We start from the raw sequence: 9,554 nt of genomic DNA, 5'->3' as shown, positions 1-9,554 counted from the left end.
AAATAAGAGAAATGAAGTTGTGTTAGGCATAATAGCGGAACACAATAGGATTGTGCTGTCTGGCTTCACAAATGAGGAAAAAGAAAATTATAGACTTTTTGAACACAGATATTATCCAGAATCCTTTAAAAAATTATGGGACAATGCGAAGGAAGCAAGGAATATGGATATATTTGTTGAGCCGCAAACTTTAGTGGTTTTTTTCTTGGGTGCGCTTATTACAAGTTTTTATCTTGTGTTTTTTAAAAAACTTGTGGGTAGATTTAGAAAGGAGAAATAATGTTGTGGGTTCTTTTAATAGCTGTTGGGGTGGGGGTTGCAACGAGTTGGAAACAGCCTTTTTTATGGATTTTGGCAAAAGTCATTATGTGGTTTTCTGTGATAGGCTTTGGGGCTGTTTTTATAAAAAACGCAAATGCTGAAGTTGTATCTATTTTTCTAAATATACTCTTATTGTGTTTACCCTTGGTTGTTGCGGGATTTTGGTTTTTATACAAGAAAAAAAGAATATATATTTATTTTTTAATTAACGCATTTGTTAACGCTAGCACAAAATATGACGACATTGAACTTCCTATGGATAGGCTTATTTTAATATTGATGGCTGTGTGTTTTGCTAGTTTTATTGAGATTGCATTGCATATTTTCAAAAAAGTAGAGCTGTTACCCAAAAAACAACAACACGAATCCCACCCCCAATTAGACGCGTAATTGGAACTTATGAAGTGTTTTATAAGAGAATGTATTCTAAGCGTAGAATTGCTAAAAAGTTACTCATTGAGAGTAAAATTAACAAAGACGAAGTTAATAGGATTTGCGGAGATGATGAGTGCAACGAGTAGAAAGACACATTATTAAACCAAACGATAAACGCTTTAATAGCATAAAAGAGATTTGCCATAAATCTAAAAATCTCTATAACTATGTTAATTACATTATTAGATAAGATTTTATTGCAAATAAATCTACTCCAAAAGAGTATGATTTAACAACAAAATTAGCTAAAGAAAAACAAGCCGATTATATTTCTTTACCAGCACAAAGTAGCCAACAAACAATAAAACTCTTATACAAAAACTACAAGAGCTTTTTTAAGGCTTTAAAATCTTATCAAAAGGATAAAAGCAAATTTACAAGCAATCCAAAACTACCAAAATATAAAGCTAAAAATGGAGTAAGCATTGTTGTTTTTACAAATCAACAAGCTAAAATCAAACAAGGCAAATCACTAAATAAAATTCACTTTCCAAAAAGCACAAATTTAAAACCATTCATCACAAAAATAGACAATCAAACTTCTACACTAAAGCAAGTTAGATTCATTCCAAAATCTACTTGTTTTATTGTGGAAGTTGTTTATGAGTGTTTAGCTAAGGCTACAAATTTAATTGAAAATAGCTTTTTAAGCATTGATTTAGGACTTAATAACTTTGTAGCTTCAATAGATAATCAAAGCAAACAGCCTTTTATTATCAACGGCAGAGCGATTAAAAGCGTCAATCAATTTTTCAACAAATTAAGAGCTAAATACACACAAACGCTAAAACTCTCAAATAACAAATTTCACTCAAAAAAACTAGCAAATCTAGCTTTAAAAAGAGATTGCAAGATAAATGATTTTATGCATAAATCAAGCGATTTCATTATAAAGCATTGTGTAGAGCATAAAATCGCTAATATCGTAATTGGCAAGAATAAAGAATGGAAACAAGAGATTAATTTAGGTAAAAAAACAAATCAAAACTTTGTTTCAATTCCTTATAACTCTTTTATTGAAAAAATGGCATATAAATGTGAAAACTATGGCATAAAACTTCATTTAACCGAAGAGAGCCATACTAGCAAATGCGACCATTTAGCCAATGAGCCTTTAGGGCATAGAGAGAATTACTTAGGCAAACGCATTAAGCGTGGATTATTTAAATCAAGCACTGGCAAATTCATAAATGCGGATTTAAATGGTGCAATAGGTATTGCTAGAAAAGTATTCCCTAATGCAGTGCAAACTCTAAGGGATAGCGGAACAGCGTTCGTTCCAATAAAAATTTCAATAGGTTTTTAACCTATGAAAAAGTTTATGAAAGAAAACTATTTAAATTCTAATATAAAATTAAATAGATTTAATGGTTTTTTGAGCGTACATTGTTTTAAACTTTAGCTCGTTTTGCTTTGTGCTAATGGTTTCAACAACTACATAATATCCATTAACTTGTTTGCCGCTAAATACTCTTTGTCCATACTCATCTGTTTGAATCACTCTTTTATCTGCATTGTTTATACTAGCTTTTTTGCGTTTTCTTGTGAGATTTTAAGATTTAATGTGTTTTGCATAGAAATCCTTTTTTAAAAAGAGTGGTGTTAAAAAATTTAGCAAGAATCTTGCTAAATTTTTAAGGCTAATGTGTATCTTTCCAGATTTTGCGCTTCCATAGATATGCAATAACACCCATAATTAGCATAAAAATAACAAGTTTATAGCCTAGAGATTCTCTCTCTTCTTTTTTGCTATCGCCAACAGATTCCATATATGCAATCACTTGCTTTTCTGCTTCTTGTGTTAAGCCAACGCGTGGCATTGCAGTTCCGGGTAGAATCTTTTGGGGATCATTGATGAAGTTATGGAGATATTCTATGTCACGACTACGAATCATCATTGATAAATCTGGCACTTTTGTGTCTAAATAAGTCGTAATACCGCCATCTGCTTGCCATTTATCATAAAGCACATTATGGCAACGCCCACAAGCATCAATAAAGACTTCTTTGTTAGTCATTTCTTTTGGGGCAATGCTTTGAAGGTAGGCAATCATATCTGCAATTTCTTGATCACTCATCCAACTAAATGGTGGCATTAAATGTGTGCCATCAAATTTATGTGTTTGTTTAGTGGCAACTGCTATGTCTTTAATCACATTAGCAAGGAAATTTTTCTCATAAATTAGTCCTGCTGAAGATAAATCTGGAGGCAATACTCCATACGCTGCAACAGCAGTTTCTGCGGTAAATGGAGATTCTAAGCCATCGCTTTTAACAGAATGGCAGGCTACGCAATTTGCAATCACGAGTTCTTTACCATTTGCGGCATTGCCTTCACTTGCTTCAAGAGGTTTTAAATCTGCAAAAGTGTAATCTGCAGGAGCAACTTTTGGATGCATTTGTCCGTGCGCAAAAGGCTCAACTCCTAAATAAATAATTCCTGTAACAACTATAACAATAATTAACGCTAAGAATTCTTTCATACTGACTCCTTAAGCCTGCTTTTTATCTTCAATCTTAGTGATGATTGGTAAAAACACAAATAATAGCACTAAGAATGCTATTGTTGCTGCAAAGCCGATGTAGGCATTAATGCCTGTTGGTGGGAGTTTCCCCCAAATTGTTAAGATGATCATATCTGCTACTAATAACCAAAAGAAAACCATAAAGCCCGGGCGTTTATGCGCTGGTGCAACAACTTTACTGCGATCTAACCAAGGGAGCAAAATAAACACAACATTTGCGATTCCAAATGCGATAAGCCCTAAATCTGCACTAAAGAAGAATCCGCGTAAAATCTCATAACTCCATAAGAAATACCACTCTGGATAAATGTGCGGAGGGGTTTTTAAATGATCTGCTGGATCAAAGTTAATGGGATCTAGAGCAAAGCTATAATGGTAACAAGTGAGATAGAATAAAATTGCCAAGAAAAAGCTTACTACAAAGAAGTCTTTAGATAAGAACATAGGCCAAAATGGAATCACTTTAGATTCTTTTTTGTTGCCCGCTTTAAACTTCTCCGCTTCCTTTTCAAAATCAATTTCTTCGCCATACATATTATTAACATGTGGGATTCTTAAAGAATAGAAATGCACAGCAATCACAAGCATAATTACAACAGGAAGTAAGACAACATGTAGCATAAAGAATCTTGTAAGTGTTGCATCAGAAACAATGAAGTTACCACGAATCCATACCACTAAATCAGGACCAATGATTGGGATTTCGCCAAATAAATTTGTAATAACTGCTGCTGCCCAATAACTCATCTGCCCCCAAGGTAGCATATAGCCGCTAAATGCTTCTGCGGAGAATAATCCAAAGAGAACCATTCCTGTTATCCAAATCATCTCACGCCCATTTTTGTAAGAGCCATAATAGATTGCTACAAACATATGGATGTAAATGATTAAGAAGCAAACAGAAGCACTCACGGCGTGTAAATGTCTCCAAAACCAGCCATACGCCACCTCTTGCATAATGGTGTAATTTACACTATCAAATGCAAGCTTAGTATCAGGCTTATAATACATTAATAAAAATAATCCAGAAATCACTAAAAGCGTAAATAAAACAACTAAAACAACACCCATTGCCCATAGGAAATTGATATTCTTTGGAACCCAATATTCTGTCATTAAAACTTTTATTAAAGGTTTAATTGCAAGCCTTTGATCTAGCCAATCAATAATACCATTTGCTTTTTGAATTTGTGCCATACGCTACTCCTTATGCTTTGCCGGTGAGTTTTAGGTATTCTGGACCTTCTTCACCTAGCACTAATTTTGTCCCATCAATTTTAAAAGGGGGAATTACCATAGGGCTTGGAGGAGGACCAAAGACTTGTCTGCCACACACATCAAAGCGTCCTCCGTGGCAAGCGCAGTGAAATTCTGTGTTGTTAGAATTATAAGAGGGAATACAGCCTAAGTGCGTGCAAATTTGAATCCCAACACTATAACTTGATTCTCCAACAACCACATCTCTTTGCTCACATTGCTGCATTGCTGCAGTTTTTTTAATGACATATACGGGAGTTCCCCTGTATTCCACTTGACGATATTCTCCTTCTTGCATACTGCTTAAATCAACAGTGGTAAATCCTGCTGAAACAACACTTGGTAAGGGATCCCAAGAAGACTTCATTGCAACAAGCGATGCGCCAACACCAACAGCTGCAACAGCCCCAAGAGTCATACCAAGGAAATCTCTACGCTTGACATTCTCTGCCATCATTATCCTCCTAAAATATAGTATCAATCTTTTAAAATAGGCATTTAAAACCCTTGATTTTATCAAAAGGAAACTTTATTTTTTAAAAAAGTAAGAAAATTTTTTACAAAAAAAGAAAGAATGTTTCAAAAATGCAAAGGATTCTAGGGAGTTGTAAAAAGGATTCTATGTTGGAGCTTTAAAAAGCTTGTTAAGTAAGAGTTGTGCTAAAATTTGATTTTAGAATTTAAGAAGCTAGATTAGGAGAAATGATGGCGCAATCTGTGCAAAAATCAAAAGAAGAGTTAAAAACACTGGGAATCCCAAAATTATTTTTCTCTTATTTTTTGCCCGCACTCATTGCAATGCTTGCCCTCTCTAGTTATTCTACGATGGATGGAATCTTTGTTGGTAAAAAATTAGGCGAAAATGCGCTTGCTGCTATTGGAATTGCTTGGCCTATTTTTCCTGTGTTAATTGCTTTTGAGTTGCTCTTTAGTGTAGGAGGAGCAACAATGGCTGCGTATTTTTTAGGGCGGAATAAAGCCTTGCACGCAAGGGTTGTATTTAGCTCTGTCTTTTATTTTGGGCTTATAACTAGTGTGCTTGGTGGAATCCTTTTGTTTCTCTTTAGCGATTCCATTGCTTTAATGCTTGGAAGTAGCAAGCAACTTTTGCCTTTTGTTAGGGATTACACAGAAGTGATTTATCTAGGAGCGTTTATTATTGTGTTGCATCCGATGTTGGACATCTTTGCAATCAATGACAAACAGCCGGTTTTAGCAATGGTAGCAATGATAGTGGGTGCATTTTCTAATATCATTTTAAATTATATATTTCTATTTATCTTAGAGCTTGGAATCGCAAGCAGTGCATTAGCTACGCTTTTAGGACACGGCATTGGAATGTGTATTTTACTCCAGCATTTTTTGCGCAAAAAGGGAGATTTATTTTTAGTGCGTTCTTTTGATGTTTATGCACTTTTAAATGCCACAAAAAATGGAATCCCACAGAGTAGTTCTGAGGTTAGTGTTAGTGTGATGATGTTAATTTTTAACCACACTATTGTTAGCATTGCAGGCGATAGGGGGCTAGCAATTTATAGCGTGATTATGTATATTGGAATCATACCTTTTACAATTCTCTTATCTATGGCGCAAGGTGTGCAACCTATTGCGAGCTTTAATTATGGAGCAAAGTTAATGGGGCGCGTGATGGGGATTTTTAAATTTGGTTTATTGTTTAGTTTAGTGGGCGGAATTGTTTTGTATGGGTTTTTTTATGTGTGTTCCCCCTATCTTATTAGTTGGTTTTTGCCCAATGATATTGCAATGCGTGATGTGCATTTGCTAAAGGATACGCAAGATTCTGTGCGGCTATATTTCTTAGGCTATGCTTTGCTTGGTGTGAATATTGTGAGTGCAATCTTTTTTCAATCCATCCAGCGCACGATGAGTTCTTTTATGATTACATTTTCTTATACGCTTGTGTTTGCACTGCTTTTTGTGGTAATTTTGCCTAGTTTTTATGGCTTTTTAGGAGTGATGCTTGCCTATCCTTTAGGGATTTTATGTGCCACTTTTGTGACAGCTGGAATGATTCTTTATGAGCGTAAAAACGGAGTGTTAAAAGATATTTAATGGTAAGCTTAAAAAAATAAATTATATTTTTTCAAGCTAAAAATAATAAGCCTCTTTGATGTAATATTCACTACATAAAGATTATTCATAGTAATCTTTAAATCCAAAATTCTTTAAGAGGTCTATTATGGGAACTAGAAAAGAGCACGATTTTATTGGTGAGTTAGAGATTTCTGACGATGTCTATTATGGTGTGCAAACTTTTAGGGCAGTAGATAATTTTCAAATGACTGGGAGAAAGTTGAAGGATTATCCTTTCTTTATTAAGGCATTTGCGCAAATTAAAAAGGCAGCAGCACTTGCAAATAAAGAAGTAGGCGTTTTAGATGCAGAGAAAGCAGATGCCTTAGTAAAAGCTTGCGATAGGCTAATTGCTGGTGAGTTTATGGATCAATTTGTTGTGGATATGATCCAAGGGGGTGCAGGAACTTCAACTAATATGAATGTGAATGAAGTGCTTACAAATATTGCATTAGAGAGTATGGGGCATAAAAAGGGAGAGTATCAATACCTTCACCCAAATGATCATACAAACTTAGGGCAATCCACAAATGACACTTATCCAAGCTCCATTAAAGTGGCAACACACGCAAAATTAGGCGATTTGCTAAAAGCTATGGATGAGCTAAAAAATGAGCTTGAAATTAAGGCAAAAGATTTTAAAGATATGATTAAAATGGGGAGGACAGAGCTTGAAGATGCCGTTCCTACGACTTTAGGAAACACATTTAACGCCTTTGCTACATATATCAAAACAGATATTGAGAGATTAACCTATGCAAGAAGTGTAATGGAAACTTTGAATATGGGTGCAACTGCTATTGGGACGGGGATTAACTGCCACCCAGATTATAAGAATCTTGTAGAGAAAAAGCTTAAAGACATTACAGGCGTAGAGTATAAGCCAGCAGCAGATTTAATCGCTGCAACACAGGATACAGCGGATTTTGTCTTTGTAAGTGGTGCGTTAAAAACAGCAGCGGTGAGATTAAACAAAATCGCAAATGATATGCGTTTAATGAATTCTGGTCCTAGATGTGGTTTAGGCGAGATTAACTTGCCAAAAATGCAACCAGGAAGCTCTATAATGCCTGGAAAGGTAAATCCTGTCATTTGCGAAGTTGTGCAAGAAGCTTGCTATGAAGTCATTGGAAATGACACAACAATTATGCTTTGTAGTGAAAGGGGTGAGTTTGAGCTTAACGCAGTAGAACCCGGAATTGCCTATGCACTTTTTAATTCCTTAGTGATTTTAGAAAATGCAATGCAGACGCTAGCACGAAAAGCTGTAAAACACTTAAGTGCAAATGCTGAGGCTTGCAAGCAATCTGTGCTTAATTCTATTGGAATCGTAACAGCATTTAATCCTGTGCTTGGTTATGAAAAATCCGCAAGCATTGCAAAAGAGGCATTGCAAACGGGTAAATCAGTGGGTGATATTTGTTTAGAGAGAGGTTATCTGCCTAAAGAAGAGATTGACAAAATTTTAGATCCACAAAATATGTTAAATCCACAAATGAAAAAGAAAAAAGACGCTTAATTTTTACAAAAAGGAGGAATAAGGGAAAATGGATATTACACTAATACTTCAAATTATTGTTTTGCTTGGGGCAATTTTTGTAGGGATTCGCTTAGGTGGAATCGGAATTGGTTATGCAGGTGGTATAGGTGTTGTGATTTTAGGTTTGGTTTTAGGAATGAATCCCGGTAGCATTCCTTGGGATGTTATTTTGATTATTATGTCCGTTATCTCTGCAATCTCAGCAATGCAACTTGCAGGGGGATTAGATTATTTAGTGCAGATTGCAGAGAAAGTTTTACGCGCAAACCCTAAGTATATTAACTATCTTGCACCCACTGTGACTTATGTTTTAACGCTACTAGCTGGGACGGGACACACAGCGTTTTCAATGATTCCAGTCATTGTAGAAGTTGCAAAAGAGCAAAATATTAAGCCATCTGCTCCGCTTTCTATTGCAGTTGTTGCAAGCCAAATTGCAATCACTGCAAGCCCTGTTAGTGCCGCTGTTGTTTATATGACAGGCGTGCTAGAGCCGCTTGGTTGGAGTTACCCGCTATTGCTTGGAATTTGGATTCCAACGACATTTATTGCTTGTATGCTCACAGCATTTGTGATGACAATGTTTTCTAATCTTGATTTAAGCAAAGATCCCGTCTATCAAGAAAGGTTAGCGCAAGGTTTGGTTAAACCTGCAGTTGGTGCGCAAAATATGGAATTAAAAAAGGGTGCAAAACTTTCTGTTGGAATCTTTTTAATCGGCGTTTTGTTGGTTGTTTTATATGCAACGGCAATTTCAAAAATCGGTGGCAAGCCGGTGTTCATTGAAAATGTTATTGTTCCTAGAGATGCGGCGATTATGAGTTTTATGCTTGCAGTTGCAACATTTATTGTAATTTTGTGTAAAGTTGAAACAGGCAAAATTGCTGATACTAGTGTGTTTAAATCTGGTATGGTAGCTTGCGTTTGTGTTCTTGGCGTTGCTTGGCTTGGGAATACATTTGTGGGTGGTTATACAGAGGAGATTAAAGATTTAGCAGGAGATTGGGTGCAACAAGTGCCTTCGTTGTTAGCTGTGATTTTCTTTTTTGCAGCAATGCTTCTTTATTCTCAAGCGGCAACTGCAAAGGCAATCACCCCCGTTGTTGTTGCAGCATTAGGAATCACAGCAGCAAATCCTGCGGATTCTTATATACTTGTTGCTTCATTTGCAGCAGTTTCTGCGCTTTTTGTGCTTCCTACTTATCCCACACTTTTAGGTGCGGTGCAAATGGATGATACAGATTCTACAAGGCTTGGTAAATATGTGTTTAACCACGCGTTTTTAATTCCGGGCGTTTTGGCAATTATTTTTAGTGTTGTGCTAGGCTTTGTAGCCACTGCATTATTCTAATAAGCTCCCCTTTTGGGGTAGTTTTATTATT

At 35.8% G+C, this 9,554-nt stretch carries 11 protein-coding genes; 6 read left to right on the top strand and 5 right to left on the bottom strand.

The window, feature by feature from the left end; genetic code table 11:
- The coding region (locus MRZ19_RS06365) for a hypothetical protein (RefSeq protein ID WP_291031462.1) at positions 1-280 on the top strand (280 nt) is incomplete at its 5' end.
- Positions 280-711: a hypothetical protein gene (locus MRZ19_RS06360; protein ID WP_291031461.1), complete on the top strand. Its 432-nt coding sequence runs from the start codon at positions 280-282 to the stop codon at positions 709-711. The genes MRZ19_RS06365 and MRZ19_RS06360, both read left to right, overlap by 1 nt.
- Positions 712-730: 19 nt before the next feature.
- Here the strand turns inward: MRZ19_RS06360 and MRZ19_RS06355 are convergent, their stop codons facing one another.
- Positions 731-901 (bottom strand): hypothetical protein, encoded by a 171-nt coding sequence (locus tag MRZ19_RS06355; RefSeq protein ID WP_291031460.1) that lies wholly within the window; start codon positions 899-901, stop codon positions 731-733.
- Positions 902-952: 51 nt separating this feature from the next.
- On the opposite strand from MRZ19_RS06355, the gene MRZ19_RS06350 reads away from it, so the two are divergent.
- The gene (locus tag MRZ19_RS06350; protein ID WP_291031469.1) at positions 953-2,062 is read left to right on the top strand and encodes a transposase; all 1,110 of its coding nucleotides are present in this window, start codon (positions 953-955) and stop codon (positions 2,060-2,062) included.
- A gap of 48 nt (positions 2,063-2,110) precedes the next feature.
- Here MRZ19_RS06350 and MRZ19_RS06345 read toward each other — a convergent pair whose 3' ends face one another.
- The 4 genes from MRZ19_RS06345 to petA form a co-directional block, all read right to left on the bottom strand.
- Positions 2,111-2,278, bottom strand: coding sequence for a hypothetical protein (locus MRZ19_RS06345; protein ID WP_291031468.1), 168 nt, complete (start codon positions 2,276-2,278; stop codon positions 2,111-2,113).
- Positions 2,279-2,396: 118 nt separating this feature from the next.
- The gene (locus MRZ19_RS06340) at positions 2,397-3,239 is read right to left on the bottom strand and encodes a c-type cytochrome (protein ID WP_291031459.1); all 843 of its coding nucleotides are present in this window, start codon (positions 3,237-3,239) and stop codon (positions 2,397-2,399) included.
- A 9-nt stretch (positions 3,240-3,248) separates the two neighbouring features.
- The gene (locus tag MRZ19_RS06335; protein WP_291031458.1) at positions 3,249-4,478 is read right to left on the bottom strand and encodes a cytochrome bc complex cytochrome b subunit; all 1,230 of its coding nucleotides are present in this window, start codon (positions 4,476-4,478) and stop codon (positions 3,249-3,251) included.
- 10 nt (positions 4,479-4,488) lie between these two features.
- Positions 4,489-4,992, bottom strand: coding sequence for a ubiquinol-cytochrome c reductase iron-sulfur subunit (petA, locus tag MRZ19_RS06330; protein WP_291031467.1), 504 nt, complete (start codon positions 4,990-4,992; stop codon positions 4,489-4,491).
- A 248-nt stretch (positions 4,993-5,240) separates the two neighbouring features.
- Here petA and MRZ19_RS06325 point away from each other — a divergent pair, with 248 nt between their 5' ends.
- The 3 genes from MRZ19_RS06325 (at position 5,241) to MRZ19_RS06315 (ending at position 9,523) form a co-directional block, all read left to right on the top strand.
- Positions 5,241-6,611 carry an MATE family efflux transporter gene (locus MRZ19_RS06325; RefSeq protein WP_320606334.1) on the top strand — a complete coding sequence of 457 codons (1,371 nt, stop codon included), beginning with the start codon at positions 5,241-5,243 and terminating at the stop codon, positions 6,609-6,611.
- A 127-nt stretch (positions 6,612-6,738) separates the two neighbouring features.
- Positions 6,739-8,151, top strand: coding sequence for an aspartate ammonia-lyase (locus MRZ19_RS06320; RefSeq protein ID WP_291031457.1), 1,413 nt, complete (start codon positions 6,739-6,741; stop codon positions 8,149-8,151).
- A 28-nt stretch (positions 8,152-8,179) separates the two neighbouring features.
- Entirely contained in the window at positions 8,180-9,523 is a 1,344-nt protein-coding gene (locus MRZ19_RS06315; protein ID WP_291031456.1) for an anaerobic C4-dicarboxylate transporter, read from the top strand.
- Positions 9,524-9,554: the final 31 nt, after the last annotated feature.

Source organism: Helicobacter sp. (genome assembly GCF_022770205.1).
Taxonomy (GTDB): domain Bacteria; phylum Campylobacterota; class Campylobacteria; order Campylobacterales; family Helicobacteraceae; genus Helicobacter_D.
Note: the sequence above shows the minus strand (reverse complement) of the source record. Positions and strands in the feature narration are given on the sequence as shown.

Coding starts and splice junctions, on each gene's coding strand:
- MRZ19_RS06360 (WP_291031461.1), top strand. CDS start 280: ATGTTGTGGGTTCTTTTAATAGCTGTTGGGGTGGGGGTTGCAACGAGT.
- MRZ19_RS06355 (WP_291031460.1), bottom strand. CDS start 901: ATGGCAAATCTCTTTTATGCTATTAAAGCGTTTATCGTTTGGTTTAAT.
- MRZ19_RS06340 (WP_291031459.1), bottom strand. CDS start 3,239: ATGAAAGAATTCTTAGCGTTAATTATTGTTATAGTTGTTACAGGAATT.
- MRZ19_RS06335 (WP_291031458.1), bottom strand. CDS start 4,478: ATGGCACAAATTCAAAAAGCAAATGGTATTATTGATTGGCTAGATCAA.
- petA (WP_291031467.1), bottom strand. CDS start 4,992: ATGGCAGAGAATGTCAAGCGTAGAGATTTCCTTGGTATGACTCTTGGG.
- MRZ19_RS06325 (WP_320606334.1), top strand. CDS start 5,241: ATGATGGCGCAATCTGTGCAAAAATCAAAAGAAGAGTTAAAAACACTG.
- MRZ19_RS06320 (WP_291031457.1), top strand. CDS start 6,739: ATGGGAACTAGAAAAGAGCACGATTTTATTGGTGAGTTAGAGATTTCT.
- MRZ19_RS06315 (WP_291031456.1), top strand. CDS start 8,180: ATGGATATTACACTAATACTTCAAATTATTGTTTTGCTTGGGGCAATT.